General features: G+C 66.2%; 16 protein-coding genes. 8 read left to right on the top strand and 8 right to left on the bottom strand.

What is annotated here, in order from left to right:
• Positions 1 to 243: 243 nt before the first annotated feature.
• Complete coding sequence (locus B0E52_RS11115; protein WP_077483926.1) at positions 244 to 1,617, top strand: carbohydrate porin; 1,374 nt, start codon at positions 244 to 246, stop codon at positions 1,615 to 1,617.
• 69 nt (positions 1,618 to 1,686) lie between these two features.
• Here the strand turns inward: B0E52_RS11115 and B0E52_RS11110 are convergent, their stop codons facing one another.
• Complete coding sequence (locus B0E52_RS11110) at positions 1,687 to 2,310, bottom strand: class I SAM-dependent methyltransferase (protein WP_077483897.1); 624 nt, start codon at positions 2,308 to 2,310, stop codon at positions 1,687 to 1,689.
• Between the two features lie 166 nt (positions 2,311 to 2,476).
• Between B0E52_RS11110 and B0E52_RS11105 the strand changes: the two genes are divergently transcribed.
• Both B0E52_RS11105 and B0E52_RS11100 read left to right on the top strand, forming a co-directional pair.
• Positions 2,477 to 4,066 (top strand): DUF1800 domain-containing protein, encoded by a 1,590-nt coding sequence (locus B0E52_RS11105; protein ID WP_077483896.1) that lies wholly within the window; start codon positions 2,477 to 2,479, stop codon positions 4,064 to 4,066.
• 9 nt (positions 4,067 to 4,075) lie between these two features.
• The gene (locus B0E52_RS11100; protein ID WP_077483895.1) at positions 4,076 to 5,275 is read left to right on the top strand and encodes a DUF1501 domain-containing protein; all 1,200 of its coding nucleotides are present in this window, start codon (positions 4,076 to 4,078) and stop codon (positions 5,273 to 5,275) included.
• 121 nt (positions 5,276 to 5,396) lie between these two features.
• On the opposite strand, the gene B0E52_RS11095 is transcribed toward B0E52_RS11100, so the two are convergent.
• Positions 5,397 to 6,374: a bifunctional helix-turn-helix transcriptional regulator/GNAT family N-acetyltransferase gene (locus B0E52_RS11095; protein ID WP_077483894.1), complete on the bottom strand. Its 978-nt coding sequence runs from the start codon at positions 6,372 to 6,374 to the stop codon at positions 5,397 to 5,399.
• Between the two features lie 324 nt (positions 6,375 to 6,698).
• Between B0E52_RS11095 and B0E52_RS11090 the strand changes: the two genes are divergently transcribed.
• The 5 genes from B0E52_RS11090 (at position 6,699) to B0E52_RS11070 (ending at position 10,154) form a co-directional block, all read left to right on the top strand.
• On the top strand, positions 6,699 to 8,204 hold the full coding sequence (locus tag B0E52_RS11090) for a DUF1800 domain-containing protein (RefSeq protein WP_139351647.1): 1,506 nt from the start codon (positions 6,699 to 6,701) through the stop codon (positions 8,202 to 8,204).
• Between the two features lie 176 nt (positions 8,205 to 8,380).
• Positions 8,381 to 8,605 carry a type II toxin-antitoxin system RelE/ParE family toxin gene (locus tag B0E52_RS11085; RefSeq protein ID WP_343124502.1) on the top strand — a complete coding sequence of 75 codons (225 nt, stop codon included), beginning with the start codon at positions 8,381 to 8,383 and terminating at the stop codon, positions 8,603 to 8,605.
• A 36-nt stretch (positions 8,606 to 8,641) separates the two neighbouring features.
• Positions 8,642 to 8,941 carry a HigA family addiction module antitoxin gene (locus B0E52_RS11080; RefSeq protein WP_077483891.1) on the top strand — a complete coding sequence of 100 codons (300 nt, stop codon included), beginning with the start codon at positions 8,642 to 8,644 and terminating at the stop codon, positions 8,939 to 8,941.
• 41 nt (positions 8,942 to 8,982) lie between these two features.
• Positions 8,983 to 9,501 (top strand): M48 family metallopeptidase, encoded by a 519-nt coding sequence (locus tag B0E52_RS11075; protein WP_077483890.1) that lies wholly within the window; start codon positions 8,983 to 8,985, stop codon positions 9,499 to 9,501.
• Between the two features lie 2 nt (positions 9,502 to 9,503).
• Positions 9,504 to 10,154 (top strand): DUF6348 family protein, encoded by a 651-nt coding sequence (locus tag B0E52_RS11070; RefSeq protein ID WP_077483889.1) that lies wholly within the window; start codon positions 9,504 to 9,506, stop codon positions 10,152 to 10,154.
• A 1,405-nt stretch (positions 10,155 to 11,559) separates the two neighbouring features.
• Here the strand turns inward: B0E52_RS11070 and B0E52_RS11060 are convergent.
• The 6 genes from B0E52_RS11060 to B0E52_RS11035 all read right to left on the bottom strand — a co-directional run bounded on the left by B0E52_RS11060 (position 11,560) and on the right by B0E52_RS11035 (position 15,987).
• Positions 11,560 to 11,898, bottom strand: coding sequence for a transcriptional regulator (locus tag B0E52_RS11060; RefSeq protein ID WP_077483887.1), 339 nt, complete (start codon positions 11,896 to 11,898; stop codon positions 11,560 to 11,562).
• Positions 11,895 to 12,182: a DUF6516 family protein gene (locus tag B0E52_RS11055; RefSeq protein ID WP_077483886.1), complete on the bottom strand. Its 288-nt coding sequence runs from the start codon at positions 12,180 to 12,182 to the stop codon at positions 11,895 to 11,897. Before B0E52_RS11055 ends, B0E52_RS11060 begins: the two co-directional genes overlap by 4 nt.
• Positions 12,183 to 12,304: 122 nt before the next feature.
• Positions 12,305 to 14,071, bottom strand: a complete 1,767-nt coding sequence (locus tag B0E52_RS11050; protein WP_254426775.1) for an amidohydrolase — start codon at positions 14,069 to 14,071, stop codon at positions 12,305 to 12,307.
• Between the two features lie 169 nt (positions 14,072 to 14,240).
• Complete coding sequence (locus tag B0E52_RS11045) at positions 14,241 to 14,687, bottom strand: DUF1579 domain-containing protein (protein ID WP_254426774.1); 447 nt, start codon at positions 14,685 to 14,687, stop codon at positions 14,241 to 14,243.
• A gap of 2 nt (positions 14,688 to 14,689) precedes the next feature.
• The gene (locus B0E52_RS11040; protein ID WP_077483884.1) at positions 14,690 to 15,625 is read right to left on the bottom strand and encodes a sensor domain-containing protein; all 936 of its coding nucleotides are present in this window, start codon (positions 15,623 to 15,625) and stop codon (positions 14,690 to 14,692) included.
• The gene (locus B0E52_RS11035) at positions 15,625 to 15,987 is read right to left on the bottom strand and encodes a PadR family transcriptional regulator (protein ID WP_077483924.1); all 363 of its coding nucleotides are present in this window, start codon (positions 15,985 to 15,987) and stop codon (positions 15,625 to 15,627) included. Before B0E52_RS11035 ends, B0E52_RS11040 begins: the two co-directional genes overlap by 1 nt.
• Positions 15,988 to 16,125: the final 138 nt, after the last annotated feature.

Below are 16,125 nucleotides of genomic sequence, written 5' to 3'. Positions count from 1 at the left end.
TTGCGTCGCGTGTTCGCGCGTGCCTGCCATCTGCCCGCCACCGGCGCACGGCACGATGCACTCCGCCATGCCGCGGATCACGGAGGCCCCTGATGCCCGGCGACAGTCGACCTCCCTCCGCGCCCCGTCCGGGCGCATCACCCACGAATCCACCTCCCACCGGGCCACGGCGCCCGGCGTGATGCACGGCTGAATGCCCGTTTGCATCCGCCGCCGCCCGCCCGGCCGCCACGGATGCAAGCCATGTCCAAGAACATCCTCCATCGGCGTATCGCCGCGTGCACGTTCGCCATCGCCTCCGCCCTCGCCTGCCTGCTTGGCGGCGCACTCGCGCTTTCCTGCAACGCTCGCGCCGACGACGCCCCGCTGTTCATCCCGCAGTGGCTGGGCGCGCAATACACCTTCGTCGACCAGCATCAGGGCACGGTGCATTCGCCCTACGCCGGCCCGTTGAGCCTGCAAGCCCGAAGCGACACCGAACGCTCGCACACCTTCGGCGCCTACTTCGGCGTGGCGCTGCCGTGGCACCTGGCGTTCTATTTCGACGTGGAGATGTTCCGCGGCGAAGGCGTGAGCGGCGCCACCGGCCTGGGCGGCCTCACCAACGGCGACGTGATCCGCGCCGGGGTGGCCGGGCTGGGCCGCGGCGCCTACGTGGCACGGCGCTACCTGCAATGGTCGCTGCCGCTGGGTGGCGACAGCGAAGCGGTGGAGCGCAGCCAGGACCACCTGCCCGGCACGCAGGCCACGCGACGCCTCGACGTGAAGCTGGGCAAGCTGGCGGTGAACGACGACTTCGACCGCAACCGCTACGCCGATGGCACGCGCACCCAGTTCATGAACTGGGATCTGTTCAACGCCACCGCCTGGGATTTCGCCGCCGACACCCGCGGCTACACCGATGGCCTGATGCTGGCCTGGGCCAACCCGGCCTGGACCCTGCGCTACGGCGTCTACCGCATGCCTTACGAAGCGAACGGCCAGCGACTGGAAAGCGACCTGTTCCACGCGCGCGGCGAGCAGCTGCAACTGAGCCTGCACCCGCAGCCGAACGGCTGGGTGCTGCGCCTGCTCGCCTTCCGCAACATCGCGCGCATGGGCAACTACCGCGACGCCCTCGCGCAGGCGCCGGCCATGGGCCGCGTGCCCGACGTGCATGCGGACGATGCCCCCGGGCGGCGCAAATTCGGCTTCGTCGTCAACGGCGAACTGCCGCTGACCGACGGCGGCGACACCGGCCTGTTCGCCCGCGCCGGCTGGAACGACGGCCACACCGAATCCTTCGTGTTCACCGAGGTGGACCGCACCGTCAGCGGCGGCTTCCAGCTCTCCGGCGTGCACTGGGGCCGCAGTGCCGACCACCTCGGCGTGGCCTTCGCGCTCAACGCACTCTCGCCCGCGCACCGCGACTATCTCGAAGCCGGCGGCAGCGGCTTCGTGCTGGGCGACGGCGCGCTGAACTACGCGCACGAGGAAATCGCCGAGGTCTACTACAGCTACGCACCGTTCGCCCACCTCACGCTCAGCCCCGATTTCCAGTGGATTCGCCACCCCGGCTACAACCGCGACCGCGGGCCGGCGGCGTTCGCGGGGCTGCGTGCGCACGTGGAGTTCTAGGCGCACGTAGGTCGGGATTCATCCCGACACCGGGCTCGCCGGAAAGGCGGCGTCGGGATAAATCCCGACCTACGCACGCGATGCCCGGGCCGGCATCTGCGCCCGCTCCAGCGCCGCGATATGCCGCTCCAGCCGCGGCCCGAGATAGCAATGCGAACCGCAAGGCAGCAGCCCCACCTTGCCGAACTCGCGCAGATACCAGGCCGGCGCGCGTGACACGAAGCCGTGGCGGTCACCGTCCACGTCGTCGCGGCTGGTGAACAGTTCGAGGAAGGCGATGCCTTCGAGCATCTCGCCGATGCCGACGAGGCCGGCGCGGATTTCCGCGGGCTTCAGGTAATGCAGCACGTCGGTGCACACGATGAGATCGAAGCGCGTGTCAAAGCGCAGGTGTTCGAGCTGGCCGAAGCGCGCGAGGCCGAGGTTGCGGCTGCGCCCGTAGCGGGCCACCGCGTACTCGCTGGCGTCCAGCCCGCGGTAGTCGAGGCCGGGCCGCAGCGCACGCAGCGGCGCGCGCCAGGTGCCTTCGCCGCAGCCCACATCGAGCACGTTGCGGATCGGCCGGCCGAGGTAGTACTCCGCCTGCGCCACCACCATCGCCACCTTGCGCCTGAGCTCGGCCGGCGAGCCCACCGCATGCGCGGGGTCGCGGTACCACTTGTCGAAATAGGCGCGGTCGTAGGTCTTGGGCATCGCATCGCTCCGGCGGGGAGCGCATGGTAACCGGCGCACCGCCGCGCAAGATGCTGCGAAAGATGAATCGCCAGCGAATCCACTCGATGCGTCACGGCGGCGGCGTCATCCGCTGCGGCATCCTCGCCGTTGAAGCCACCCGACACCAACACCGGAGAACGGACGCATGCCTGCCGCACCGCTACGCCGCCGCCTTGCGCTGGGCTTGTTGCTGGGCTGCCTGCCCGCGCTGGCCTGCGCGGGTCAGGCCACGCCGCAACGCCTGCCGGTCGCCACCGTCACCGCGAAGGTAGACGGGCTGAGCCTCTCCGACATCGCCTGGCTGCGCCGCGACGGTTTCGGCCTGGACAGCGCCACGCTGGCGCGTTACCGCCAGCTCGGTAGCACGCGCTTCCTCGACGAACAGTTGGCCGGCGGCGACGACCGCCTGCCCCCACAGGTCGCCGCACAGATCCGCTCCTTCCCCGTGGTGAACACACCGCTGCCCGAGCTGTGGGCGGATTTCCGCGAGCGCCAGAAACAATACAAGGACACGCCCGCCGGCCCGGCCAAGGACACCGCGAAGAAGGCGCTTGCGCAATACCGCCGCGGACTCGAACAGCAGGCCGCACAGGCCGAGCTGCTGCATGCGATCTATGGCGGTGACCAGCTCAAGGAGCAGCTGGTGTGGTTCTGGCTGAACCACTTCAGCGTTTACGCGAACAAGGGTCCGGTGCGCGTGTTCGCCGCCGACTACGAGGAGAACGTGATACGCCCGCGTGCGCTGGGCAAGTTCAAGGACCTGGTGATGGCCACGCTGAAGAGCCCGGCCATGCTGGTGTTTCTCGACAACGTGCACAACGTCAAGGACAAGACCAACGAGAACTACGCACGCGAGCTGATGGAGCTGCACACGCTGGGCGTGGGTTCGGGTTACACCCAGGCCGACGTGCAGCAGCTGATGCGCGTGCTGACCGGCGCCGGCATCGTGCCGCCCAGGCTCGCCGCGCGCGAGGGTCGCTTCGCGCGCATACCGCCGGGCGTCGTGCGCGAGGGCTTGTTCCAATTCAACTCGCGCCAGCACGACTACGGCGACAAGAGCTTCCTGGGCCAGACGATCAAGGGCAGCGGCTACGCCGAGATCGAACAGGCGGTGGACCTCATCACGCAGCAACCCGCTTGTGCGCACTTCGTCTCGCAGCAGCTCGCCGAATACTTCGTCGACGACAAGCCCTCGCCCGCCCTGGTGGACGCGATGGCGCAGACCTTCCAGCGCACCGATGGCGACATCGCCCAAGTCATGCGCACGATGTTCCTGTCGAAGGAGGCGGCTGCCGTGGGCGGACACAAGTTCAAGGACCCGACGCGCTTCCTGGTCTCCGCGATGCGCCTGACCTATGACGGCCAGCCCATCCCCAATGCGGTGCCGCTGGTGAACTGGCTGCGCCAGATGGGCGAACCGCTGTACGGCCGCATCACGCCCGACGGCTGGCCGCTGGACTCGGCGAGCTGGACCGGCTCGGGCCAGCTCAGCAAGCGCTTCGACTTCGCCCGCGTGATCGGCAGTGGCCGCAACCGGCTGTTCGCGGATGACGGAGGCGCGAACGCCGCGAACGATCCGCCGCCCGGCGCGCCCGACCTGCAAGGCTCCGCGCTGTACCGCGACGCGATAGCGCCGCGACTTGCCGATGCCACCCGCGACGCGTTGGCCAAGGCGAAATCGCCGATGGAGTGGAACACCTTCCTGTTGTCCTCGCCTGACTTCAACTACCGCTGAGGTGCTGCCATGAACCGCCGCGAATTCCTGCTTGCCGCCGCTGGCGCAGCCGCTGCCTCTACGTTGAGTTTCTCCGGCCGACTGTTCGCTGCGCCGGCAAACACGCCGCGCTTCCTGCTGGTGTTCCTGCGTGGCGGCTACGACTGCAACAACCTGCTGGTGCCTACCGGCAGCGATTTCTACTACGACTCGCGCCCTACCCTCGCCATCGCGAAACCCGACGCGAACAACCCCGACAGCGCGGTGGCGCTGGATGCGAACTGGGGTCTGAACCCGGTGGTGCGCGACTCGCTCTACCCGCTGTGGCAGAAGAAGCAGCTCGCCTTCATTCCCTTCGCCGGCACCAATGATCTTTCACGCAGCCACTTCGAGACGCAGGACCACATCGAGCGCGGCCAGCCGGTGGGCGTGAACGGCAACTTTCGCTCCGGCTTCCTAGCGCGGCTCTCGGGTCTGCTCACCGGCGTGCCGGCGATCGCCTTCACCGACAACCTGCCGCTGTCCTTCCAGGGCGCCGCGCGAGACATTCCCAACATCGCGCTGAAGGCCGATCCCAAGGCGCATTTCAACGAACGCCAAGCGGCCATCCTCGCCGGCATGTACAAGGGCACGTCGCTTGCGCAAGCCAGCGCCGACGGCCTCGCGCTGCCGCAGTCCATCTCCAGGGATCTGCGCGACGAGATGGTGGCGGCCAGCCGCGGCGCGCCCAGCGCGCACAACTTCGCCGCCGAGACGCGGCGCATCGCCACCCTGATGCGCGACCAATACCGCCTCGGCTTCGTGGACGTGGGCGGCTGGGACACCCACGTCAACCAGGGCAGCACCAAGGGCGGCCTCGCCAACAACCTCAAGAACCTCGGCGAAGGCCTCGCCGCCTACGCCGACGCGCTGGGCGACGCCTGGAACGACACCACCGTGGTGGTGCTCTCCGAGTTCGGCCGCACCTTCCGCGAAAACGGCGACCACGGCACCGACCACGGCCACGGCACCGTGCACTGGGTGCTCGGCGGCAAAGTGGCAGGTGGCCAGATCGCGGGCGAGCAGATGGCGGTGACGCAAGCGAACCTGTTCCAGAACCGCGACTACCCCATCTTGAACGACTACCGCGACGTGCTGGGCGGCATGTTCGCGCGGCTGTGGGGCCTCAACCAGAGCCAGTTGCAGACGGTGTTTCCGCAGGCGAGGCCGAGGGATCTGCGGCTGGTGTGAGCGCTCCATTTCGAACGGTGTGGCGCGCCGTACCGTGCCCTCATGCCCCCGACGGATCGGAAGCTGATGCCGCGGCGCGCGCGGATATCTGCCCCGCGGCGTCCGATCCGCCTCGAATCACTCACAGCCTCTTGGTTGCCTTCGGCGCATTCGGGAAGTACCGCATCGCGACGTCGCAGCGTTCGTACTCGGCACCGTATCGCGCCATGATTTCCTTGTCGTGCCGGAAGCCAAATTTCTCGTACAAGTGCACGGCCGCGGCGCAGCGCTTGTTGGTGAGCAGGTACAGAGGATCAGCATGCAAGGCCATCGCGCGCCGGATGATCTCGGCCAAGAGAAACTCGCCGGCCTTCAAGCCGCGCGCGCGCTCGCGCACACCCATCTTGGTCAGTTCATAGGCACTTGGGCCGGATTGCAGCAGCGCGCACGCACCGACGATGCCCAACCCGCGCGCCTCGACGAACAGGATCACGCCGCCGGTGTCGATGATCCTCTCGCGCGGATGGTTCAGTACCTCGTTGTCGATTGCTTCAAGGCGGAACATGTCATTGATCCACTCCGCATTGATGTCGCGGAAGTCCCCGGCGAGCGTGTCGTCGTACTCGCGGATCGTCAGCACTTCGCGGCTGCTGCGTGCCGCGAGCACATCGATCGGTGCCGTGGACAACAGATTTTCCAGCTGGCTGATCTGCTCCATGAAGGCGTCGAGCCTGCCGTCCATCAAGGCATGAACGGCATCCTCCACCGCCGGTATGACGTGCAAACGGGCGCGCGCCAGCGCAGTGACTCCGGCTGGCGTCAGCGACACCGAGCGCTTGCGCTGATCGACACCTTGCTGCGATTGCACCAGCCCCATCTCGACCAACTGACGCACGCCGCGCGTGACCCCCGGCTGGCTCGTACCCACGGCTTGCACCAGCTCCCCCACCGTCAACGCCTGTCCATCCAGCGCGGAAAGCAGGGGCATGTGGCTGGGTTGCATCGGCAGGCCGGCATCCATGGTGAGTCGCGCCGCGCCCGCCTGCATGCGTTCGCCGAGACGTTTGAGGCGACTGCCCAGGTAGGCAGGCCCAAGCTCACGCAGGACGTCGTTGGCCATGATACATACCTCGTTATATACCGTTGCATGTTTGTACTCCTCGCCTTCGCTGCCCGCAAGTCATCGCAGGAGTCCATGACCATGCAGTGCTGGCCGAGCCGGGATGTTTCGAGGGCCTCGACGTATCCATCCAGCCACCTCGATCCTGTGGATTGCCGGCATGGCAATCCGCTGCGCATGATTCGTCTGCCCGCGGATACTCGTCATCAGGTTCGCCGTGGCCAGCCGCAAACACACTCCTGCCGAGATCGATAGCCTATGCGACTGACACGCTTACGCCCTCGCATCCGAAGGTTCGCGAAAGTTGCCCTGCTCGCGCCGCTGATGCTGTTGCTTGGCGCCTGCGCAAGTGCTCCTGCGCATCCCGACACGGCGACCACGGGCAGTGCCCTCACCCGCGACGACCTCACCTGGCTGCGCCGCGATGGTTTCGGCGTGGACAGCGCGGATGTGGCGCGCTATCGCCGGCTCGGTCGCGCGGGATTGCTGGACGCCCAGTTGGTCGACCGCGTACCCGGCGCACCGCCGCCGCCGGTCACTGGCCTGATCCACGGCTTCGAGGCTGTGCGCACGCCGATGCCGCAACTACTGGCCGCGTTACACGACGCCCAAGAGCAGGCCAAGGCCCTGCCCGCCGGGCCGGAGCGGGACGCCGCCAACAAGGCCTGGCAGAAGCACGGCTACGAGCTGATGCAACAGGCGCGGCAGGCCGAGCTGCTGCAGGCGGTGTACGGGCCGAACCAGCTCAAGGAACAGCTGGTGTGGTTCTGGCTCAACCACTTCAGCGTGTTCGCGCCCAAGGGCCGCATCCGCTGGGAGCTGGCCGACTACGAACAGCATGTGATCCGCCCGCACGCGCTGGGCAAGTTCCGCGACCTGGTGATGGCCACGCTGGAAAGCCCGGCGATGCTGGAATACCTTGACAACGCGCAGAACGCCAAGGGCCACGTCAACGAGAACTACGCACGCGAGCTGATGGAGCTGCACACGCTGGGCGTGGGCTCGGGCTACACCCAGCAGGACGTGCAGCAGCTGGCGCTGATCCTCACCGGCGCGGGCATCGCGCCCATCGCCGGCAAGCCGCAACGCTTCAACGCCAAGGCGGCGCCGCTGGTGGTGCGCCACGGCCTGTTCGAGTTCAACCCCTACCGGCACGACTTCCGCGACAAGATTTTCCTCGGCCAGCGCATCAAGGGTCGCGGCTACGACGAGGTGAAGCAGGCGGTAAACCTCATCGTCAGCCAGCCGGCCTGCGCGCAATTCATCTCGCACGAACTGGCGCAATACTTCGTGGCCGACAACCCGCCGCCCGCGCTGGTGGCGCGCATGACGGCGACCTTCCGCCAGACCGACGGCGACATCGCCGCCGTGCTGCGCACCATGTTCGACTCGCCCGAGCTGCTGACCAGCGGCCGCCAGTTCATGGACCCCACCCGCTTCGTGGTGTCGTCGGTGCGCCTCGCCTACGACGGCAAGCCCATCGCCAATGCCCTGCCCCTGGTCTACTGGCTGGATCAACTGGGCGAACCGCTGTACGGCCGCATCACCCCCGACGGCTGGCCGCTGGACGGCGCGAGCTGGACCGGCTCCGGGCAACTCTCCAAACGCTTCGACATCGCCGCCGCGATCGGCAACGGCAACACCCAGCTGTTCACCCCGCCCGGCAGCAAGACCCGCGAAGCCGGCTTTCCCATGCTCACCACGCGGCTGTACTACGACGCGATCGAACCGCACCTCTCCGCGCCCACGCGCAGTGCGCTGGCCAAGGCGCAGTCGCAGCAGGAGTGGAACACCTTTCTGCTGGCGTCGCCGGATCTCAACTATCGGTGACGTGGCAAGGTCGCGCGGAGTGAATTCGGTTCGCTCCGCGCCTGCCATCGCGCCGGCTTGCCGCTTATCGTTTATCGGCATACGATAAGCACCGTGATACGGACGTTCGCCGACAAGGACACGGCAGCCCTCGCGCGCGGCGAGTACGTGAGGCGCTGGTCGGGTATCGAGACTACGTGAGGCGCTGGTCGGGTATCGAGACCGTCGCCCGCCGCAAGCTGGCGCAGCTTGATGCCGCGGCCACGCTGGACTTCCTGCGCGTGCCACCAGGCAACCGGCTGGAAGCCCTGAAAGGCAATCGCAGCGGACAGCACAGCATCCGCATCAACGATCAGTTCCGTATCTGCTTTGCCTGGAAGGATGGTGGCATCCACAACGTCGAGATATGCGACTACCACTAGGCATTGCGTGTGTAGCGACCTGAGGCAGGAAAAAACATGACCCACAAAAAAACTCTTCCCCCGGTGCATCCTGGCGAAATCCTGCGCGAGGAGTTCATGAAGCCGTTCGGGCTGTCGGCCAACGCCTTGGCGAACGCCATTGGCGTCACTGCCGCCCGCGTGAACGAGATCGCCAATGAACGACGCGGCATTACCGCCGACACGGCCTTGCGGCTGGCCGCGTACTTCGGAACCGATGCGCAAAGCTGGCTGAACCTGCAAAAAAACTATGAGCTCGAATGCGCGCGCATTGCGCTGGCCGGCGAGCTGGCGCACATCCAGCCACGCGCCGCCTGAACCGCCAGACCTGCGCCCCGGCGCAATGCGAGAATGCGCCGATGGCCCCGCTGAAATATCTCCAGGCGTACTCGCCCACCGTGCAGGACAAGGTGCGCCAGCTGATCGCGCAGCAGCGCCTCGGCGAACATCTGGCCACGCGCTACCCGGATCGCCACGACGTGCAGAGCGACAAGGCACTGTACGCCTACGTGGCCGCGCTGAAACAGCAGCACCTGAAGACTGCGCCGGGCATCGACAAGGTGCTGTACGACAGCAAGCTCGACGTGGTGCAGCGGGCGCTTGGCCTGCACACCGCGATCTCGCGCGTGCAGGGCGGCCGGCTCAAGGCGAAAAAGGAGATCCGCGTGGCCAGCCTGTTCAAGGCCACCGCACCGGAGTTCCTGCAGATGATCGTGGTGCACGAGCTGGCGCACCTCAAGGAAAGCGAGCACAACAAGGCGTTCTACCAGTTGTGCGAGTACATGCTGCCGGACTACCACCAGCGGGAATTCGACCTGCGCCTGTACCTGACCTGGCGCGAGTTGCCTGCGACCCACACCACCGACCCGCAGGAATGACGATGGATAGCACGGCACTGCAGAAATACCTGTTGCGACTCTTCGAGCGGCGCGACGTGCAGCTCGATGCCGACGAGGATGGCTGGCTGACCACCGACGGCGACTTCCCGACCGTGCGCGCCCAGTGGCACGAAGGCGCGGCCGGCGCGCCGGGCCACCTCGACATCGACGTGGTGCTGAGCGAGGAACGCTGCATCGAGGAAAGCTTCGCCGGCCACGGCGACGGCGCGGACGGCTGCATGGCCGCCCTGCGCGCGTTCGAGCACAGCGCGCTCCATCCGCTGCTCGCCGCCTGCTGGTACGTCACCGACGACCGCAAGCTGACCATCACGGCATGGGAGATCGGCGTACGCACTTGGGACGTGTTCGCCGGCTCCTTCACGCTGCACGGCGCGGACAACACCGACCTGGAGGTGCTGGAACAGGTGCCGGCAGCGATCGAGTCCGTGCTGCAGCGCGAAGCCTTGACTCCCGAGCTGCACTGGCTGCGGCTGGTATATCGCCGGACAGCCGATGGTGAAGCGTGCTGCGAAGTCCTGCTCGACAACGAGCCGTGGGCGGCGGGGAGCGAGGCGCTGGCTGCGTTGGCATGGTCGCATGAGGGCAGTTACAGCGCGCACGGATTCATGATGCTGGACGTGCGGGACTATTGAACAGAGTGCTCCGGCTTGGCGGGACTTTATTTGTCCCTGACCCCTTTTTCTTTTTTGCGCAGACACCTTTTTGCGCGCTTTTCTGTAAGATCTCACGATACTGGTCAGCGGCAAGGGAGATCGCATGGCTTCTTGTAGTCACTGTGGAGCGTTCGTCGCCGACTCCGCCACCTTTTGCGCACAATGCGGCACTCGCTTACCTGCAAACCAGCCGCCTTTGCCACCACCGTTGCAGAAGCCGCCCGCGGCCACCCCGATTACACCAGCTAGGGACGCCACGAAGGTCAGCCCAGATACGCCGTGGAGACCGTTCTTTGGCTGGGTGATTGTCTTAGAACTTGTCAGTGTCGCGCTTACGCTTTGGTTAGGTACGGCACATCCGGCGACCATTGGCGGCGTGCTTGGATACGCGTCAAGTGGATTGGTCATTGGTGCTGGAGTCGCTGTCATCGCGGGACTCTTTGGTGCACGATCCCCGCGAAGAATCGCCTTGATCCTTTGGGTAATTGCCATATTCATTTTGTTTGTCATCCCGGCCATTGAGCGTGCGACCCAACAGGGATGAGGCCATCCGAGTCGTACGGGCCGCACAGGAGATTAGTCAGGATGTGAATGTAGGCATCGATCGGGCGGAAGCTCCGGCGACAGCGACTACTTCTATAGCCAACCTTTCTGGCCGCGATGCGGGCAGTGCTGAGACGCCAGGCTTTTACTCGCCTACCGTGATTTACTTGCCCCCAATAATCGAAAAGTAGCGTCGCTTTCCTCAGATATTGAGAAATTAAACTAATCAAGCGCACTCGCACCCAAAACTCTCGGCGATTCAGAGCGAATCGCGATGACAAATATGACCTTGGCCCGCTACAAATACCTGCGTGAGGAAGATCAACTCGAGGAAAAGGTGTCAGTGACAACTCCTGATCCCCTTGTCCCCGACACGTTTCGCGCCTGGATCAACAATCGGGCGTAGCGTGACCTACGATGCGTTGCGTTGCTGGATCTACGACAAAACGTTCTAGGCAGGTAGCGCCCATATCTAGACCGGTGCGAAAGTCTATGGCGTGCAGACCGCCATCCCAAGTGTAGACTTGTTTGCCATTGGGCAGCGTCTCCAGCTTGAGAGGCTGCCCCCGCTGCACAATCAACTCGCTAATGTCGCGACCCGTCCACTGACTCATCGCCTTGTCGCGATTTGCGGCCCGCTGATGGATGACCGCGGCCCGCTGCTCTGGAGTCAACTTGGAAGACGTGGCGCAGCTGGCCAGGAGGGCAATTCCTGCTGCCAATGTGATTCGAGCCCACGTGTACATAACATTGCCCTCCCATTAGTTGATGTAGTGGAAGCGTTGGGGCGAGGCGAATCTCTTGGCAACAGCCAACCGTTCAATAGTCGGTCTGCTGCACATCAAGCCGCCTTCAACGTGAAGTCCACATGCACTGCGTCATACGGAAAGCATACGCCTTGCACCGTGCGTTCCAACACGCCAGCATCGATCAAGGCAGTGACATCACCATGCACGCTCTTCACGTCGCGTTCCACGCGGCGCGCCACCTCGCGGATAGACAGCTCGCCCTGCCCGGTCATGGCGCGCAGGATTTCCCAGCGCTTGGCGGTGAGCACCTTCCATAGAAGCTCGACCGTGGCGAAGGTGATGAACTCGCCCTGCGCCTGCCCGGCCAGCGCAGCGGCGAGGCGTCGCTTGCTGGCGGTGCGCGAGGAAACGCCCAGGGTCACGGTTTTCATGCTTTGGCCTCCCATGCTTCCACGTCCGCCCAGAAGTCGTCTTGTAGCGCCGCCAGGCCACGGAAACGATAAGCCGTCTCGCGACCGTCGACGTGCTTGTGGTCGCCCTTGCCGCTCTCGTTGTCGTAGCGCAGCACGCAGGCGCCGTCAGCTACCAGCGCCAAGCGATACTTGAAGTCGTGCGCACTGCCGGGAGCAGGCTGCGGCAGACGCCATACCACCAACTCCACGAAGGCCGTGGTCGTCAATGCGTGGCGTTCGCGCAGCAGCAACTCGGCCTTCATGTTGGCGAGAATACCAACATGCGAAACCTGTTGGCAAATGCCCCAACATGCTGGCCTGCCGCCTGCCGGAAACGGGAAGAGATGCCAAGCTCAATCCCTTGAGCCAACCATCATCCCGCCCCTCAATTCACATGATCAAACTCTGGCATGGCCTTGAACAGCTGCCCACTACGCCACGCCTCCGCTCCCTTCCGCTGATACACCACCTTGCCACCCACCACGGTGTACAGCACCCGCGTGCGCAGGATCTGGTCGTCGGGGATGGTCAGCAGGTTGCCGGAGAACACCACCAGGTCGGCGAGCTTGCCGGGGCTGAGCGAGCCGAGTTGATGATCCTCGAACAGCGCGTAGGCGTTGTTCCAGGTGTAGGAGCGCAGCGCCTGCATCCGCGTCTTGTCCTGGGCGGGGAAGAAGCGCTGGCCGCGGCCGTTGTCGCGGGTCACCGCGCAGTAGAAGCCGGCGATGGGGTTGGTGTCTTCCACCGGCGTGTCGCTGCCGTCCAGCACCATCGCGCCGCTTTCGATCAGTGTGTGCCACACGTAGGCGCCTTCCTTCGCACGCTGCTCGCCGAGGTGGGGCACCACGTAGGGTGCGTCGGAGCAGGCATGGATGGACTGCATCGAGGCGATCACGCCCATCTGCGCGAAGCGCGGGATGTCGGATGGCGCCAGGTGCTGCGCGTGCTCGATGCGCCAGCGCAGCGCGTGGGCGGCCGGGTCCTCGTCGAAGATCTGCTGGTACATGTCCAGCACTTCGCGGTTCGCGCGGTCGCCGATCGCGTGGATCGACACCTGGAAACCGTCGCGCGCGGCGATGCGCGCGATCTGCGCCAGCGTGGCCATCGGCGTGACGTTCTTGCCGGTGACGCCCGGCGCATCGTTGTATGGCTTGAGGAACCATGCGCTGTGCGTGCCCAGCGCGCCGTCGGAAACGTCCTCGCCCACGCCGCGCACGGTGAAGTGATCGTCGGCGTAGCCGATCGTGCGGTACCTGGCGAGGTTCTTGTCGAGGCTGGCGACGTCCAGCACGCCGACGTTGACGTACAGGCGCAGTGGGAAGCCCTTGGCCGCCTGCTGCTTGAGCCAGTCGATCGTCTGGAAGTCCTGGCCCATGTCGACGAAGCCGGTGATGCCCTTGCTCACCTCGTTCTGCATCGCGAGCTTCAGCGACTGCTCCCTGCGCGCGGCCAGTTCCTGCGGCGGCAGGCTGGCGAGGTAGCGGTTGTAGGCGGCGTACACCGGGTCGCCGGCGGTGTCGCGCAGCGCGCCGATGGCGTTGCCCTGCGCATCACGCACGATGCTGCCGCCGACGGGATCGGGCGTGTCGCGGACTATGCCGGCGAGCTTCAGCGCTGCGGCGTTCGCGTAGATCGCGTGGCCGCTGGTGTGGGCGAGCAGTACAGGGTTGTTCGGCGACACCGCGTCGAGGCTGGCCGGCAGCGGCAGGCCGTCGATGTTGGGCTGCGGCACCTTGTTCCATTTGCTCTGCTGCCAGCCCTGGCCGACGATCCACTCGCCCGGCTTGGCCTTGGCCACCGCGGCCTTGACCATCGCCACGATGGCGTCCCAGTTCGGCGCCATGCCCACGTTGAGCTGCATCAGCGAATCGCCGGTGTCCATCAGGTGGCCGTGGCCCTCGATGAAACCGGGCGTGACGAAGGCGCCATGCAGGTCCAGCACCTTGGTGTGCGGACCGATGTAGTGCGCGATGGCTTCGTCGCTGCCCAGCGCGGCGATCTTGCCGTCCTTCACCGCCAGCGCCTGCGCGTGCGGCTGCAACGGATCGAGCGTGGCGATGCTGGCGTCGCGCAGCACCAGGTCGGCGGGCATCAGCGCGGGCGGAAAGCCCTTGATCGGCGCGTCGGCGGCGGTGGCCGTGAGCGACGCCAACAGCAGAACCGGAAGCCAGGAGCGACGGAAGCGCATGGTGTTCCCCGATGAGCGCACAGGTGCGCCGGGGCAGCGTAGGTAGCTCGCCCGGCGGGGTCAACCGCCATGGGTCACGAAGCACCCCTCCCCAGCCCTCCCCTGCGCGCAGGGGAGGGAGCAAGGCCTGTGGCTACGCCACGCGCCGGTAGGTGCCGTGCATCACCGGCTCCCAATGCACGCCGCCGTCGAACGAGCTTTCCAGCGCCAGCTCGCAGGCGTCTTCGCGGAAGGCATAGATGTGCCGCGTCTGCCCCCGCGGCGAGCTGCGCAGGAACACCAGCCGCGCGCCGTCCCAATGCCCCGGCGCCGGTTGCGCGGGCGCAAAGCCGTAGCTGTCGAACCAGTGCAGCGCGTACTCGTCGTGCCCGGGACCGGCGGTGAACACGGCGTGCGCCTGCAAGGCGGCCTTGCCGTCGCGCTCTTCGCGGTAGTCCATCAGCAGCGCGCGCCCGCCGAGATCCAGCCGCGCGGAAAAGCATCCATGGGCCGGGCCACCTTCGCCCCAGCGCGTGGTGGCGATGGCTTCCTCGCCTTCCCACTCGCCGGCCAGCAAGCCCAGCGCGTTCTCCATCACCATGGTCACGCCCTCCGCACCAGCAGGTGCTTGGCTAGCTGGCCGTGCAGGTAACCCAGGCCACGCACCACGTGCAGCAGCAGGAAGAACAGCAGCAGGCCCAGCAGGCACAGCACAGTCGCGCCGCCCCAGCCGCTCAGCCACTCGACGCCGCCGCAAATCCACTCGGGCGCGCCGACGCAGGTGCCCACGTCCCAATGCCCCAGCACGGCGACCAGCTTCACGACCGGTGCAGCGATGAAGCTCAACGACACGGCGAGCCAGGTCACGATCAGCGTGAAGTAGAAGATGCCCAGCGGCAGCAACAACAATGCATACAGCATCGAGCTCCAGCTGCGCGGGTCGGTGAACATGGCGCCGATGCGCTGGAACAACGACATGTGCTTCTGCGGATACGGCGGCCGCCTCGGCATGCGCACGCCCAGCATGGTCTCCACCAGGCGCCCTTCCAGCAAGGCCAGGCCACGCACGCTGCCGAAGAACAGCACGATGAACGGCAGGCCGATGATGAGTACCGAGAAACCCGCCGACATCGAGAGGCCGGCGACCACCCAGGTGAAATACGCGATGCCGGTGACCAGGCCGAACAGCAGGTAGAACAGCGCGCCCCAGGCGCGCGGGTCGGCGATCACGCCGAAGAAGCGGCCAGCGGCCGAGCGGCGCTTTGGCGCCGGCGGCGGACGGATCGCGCGCTGGATCTTGATCTCCTGGTCGCGATAGATCTCTGCCACCTCGTCCGGCGCGCCGTAGCTCTCCACCACGTGTTCGAGCATCGCGGCCTCGTCGCGGCCGGGGCGCTCGTAGAGTTCGGCGCGCAGGTGTTCCTCGGCGTCGTACAGCGCGTCCTGGATCAGCGCGGGGTCGGCACCGCGCAGCGCGGCGCGCAATTGTTCAAGGTATTCCGCGATGGTGCGCGGCGGATGCTGGCTCGATGCGTTCATCACCACTCTCCCTGCAACAGCTTGTCGACGGAATCGCGGGTGGCACTCCACGCGGCAACCCACTCGCGCAGCACCTCGCGGCCCAATTTCGTTATGCGGTAATAGCGCCGCGGCGGGCCGCTCACCGAAGGCTCCACCTCGCTGGCCAGCAGGCCCGCGCCCTCCAGGTTGCGCAGCACCGGGTACAGCGCGCTCTGCTTGCCAGCCAGCACGCCCTCACCCGCCTCCTCCAGCCGCTTGGCGATCTGGTAGCCGTACAGCGGCTGGCGCGACTGCCCCAGCACCGCCAGCAGCACCAGCGACACGGTGCCGGCGGACAGCTCCTTCTGGAATTTCTTCAGTTGGCCGTCGATCTCGTCCACGCACTCGCCTGCACTGCTGCTTAGCTTGGACTGAAGCATAGTGTTGACTTCGCACTAGTGCATGCGCCGGAAGTCATGGCCGAAGCCATGATCACCGGTGGGACCGCGCCGGAGACGCTACTCATGCAGGCGGCGATG

It is taken from the genome of Rhodanobacter sp. C06 (assembly GCF_002001105.1).
In the GTDB taxonomy this organism is placed as follows: Bacteria; Pseudomonadota; Gammaproteobacteria; order Xanthomonadales; family Rhodanobacteraceae; genus Rhodanobacter_A.
This window is presented reverse-complemented; position numbering and strand designations above follow the sequence as displayed.

What these genes read in the sequence shown, in the direction of transcription:
- B0E52_RS11115 (WP_077483926.1), top strand. Translation starts at nt 244, where the DNA reads ATGTCCAAGAACATCCTCCATCGGCGTATCGCCGCGTGCACGTTCGCC.
- B0E52_RS11110 (WP_077483897.1), bottom strand. Translation starts at nt 2,310, where the DNA reads ATGCCCAAGACCTACGACCGCGCCTATTTCGACAAGTGGTACCGCGAC.
- B0E52_RS11105 (WP_077483896.1), top strand. Translation starts at nt 2,477, where the DNA reads ATGCCTGCCGCACCGCTACGCCGCCGCCTTGCGCTGGGCTTGTTGCTG.
- B0E52_RS11100 (WP_077483895.1), top strand. Translation starts at nt 4,076, where the DNA reads ATGAACCGCCGCGAATTCCTGCTTGCCGCCGCTGGCGCAGCCGCTGCC.
- B0E52_RS11095 (WP_077483894.1), bottom strand. Translation starts at nt 6,374, where the DNA reads ATGGCCAACGACGTCCTGCGTGAGCTTGGGCCTGCCTACCTGGGCAGT.
- B0E52_RS11090 (WP_139351647.1), top strand. Translation starts at nt 6,699, where the DNA reads ATGCTGTTGCTTGGCGCCTGCGCAAGTGCTCCTGCGCATCCCGACACG.
- B0E52_RS11080 (WP_077483891.1), top strand. Translation starts at nt 8,642, where the DNA reads ATGACCCACAAAAAAACTCTTCCCCCGGTGCATCCTGGCGAAATCCTG.
- B0E52_RS11075 (WP_077483890.1), top strand. Translation starts at nt 8,983, where the DNA reads ATGGCCCCGCTGAAATATCTCCAGGCGTACTCGCCCACCGTGCAGGAC.
- B0E52_RS11070 (WP_077483889.1), top strand. Translation starts at nt 9,504, where the DNA reads ATGGATAGCACGGCACTGCAGAAATACCTGTTGCGACTCTTCGAGCGG.
- B0E52_RS11060 (WP_077483887.1), bottom strand. Translation starts at nt 11,898, where the DNA reads ATGAAAACCGTGACCCTGGGCGTTTCCTCGCGCACCGCCAGCAAGCGA.
- B0E52_RS11055 (WP_077483886.1), bottom strand. Translation starts at nt 12,182, where the DNA reads ATGAAGGCCGAGTTGCTGCTGCGCGAACGCCACGCATTGACGACCACG.
- B0E52_RS11045 (WP_254426774.1), bottom strand. Translation starts at nt 14,687, where the DNA reads ATGGTGATGGAGAACGCGCTGGGCTTGCTGGCCGGCGAGTGGGAAGGC.
- B0E52_RS11040 (WP_077483884.1), bottom strand. Translation starts at nt 15,625, where the DNA reads ATGAACGCATCGAGCCAGCATCCGCCGCGCACCATCGCGGAATACCTT.